This window comes from Capnocytophaga canis (assembly GCF_000827555.1).
Taxonomy (GTDB): Bacteria; Bacteroidota; Bacteroidia; order Flavobacteriales; family Flavobacteriaceae; genus Capnocytophaga; species Capnocytophaga canis.
Map to the genome: position 1 here is coordinate 1 of NZ_CDOI01000025.1, position 298 is coordinate 298.

The window sequence follows — 298 nt, forward strand, 5'->3', positions numbered from 1 at the left end:
CCAACACGCCATCAGGTACGTACACAGGTACTTATACGATTTGTGATAGAGTGAATACGAGCAACTGTACAAGCACTATGGTAACTGTAATAGTTACTGCAGTAACAACCCCTACGGTAATCACGGCTACTGACGACCCTGTAACTGTAACGACCACTCAAAGTGGAACTGTAGTTAACGTATTGGATAATGATAAAATTGGTACGAAAACGCCAACAACATCTGATGTAACGATAACTGTAACGTCAACCCCAACGGGAACAATCGTACCGAACTTAGACCCATCGACAGGAAATGT

At 43.0% G+C, this 298-nt stretch carries 1 pseudogene; it reads left to right on the forward strand.

The annotated features are described in order from the left end of the window. Positions 1 to 298, forward strand: a pseudogene (locus tag CCAND38_RS11725) (hypothetical protein); the annotation flags it as partial.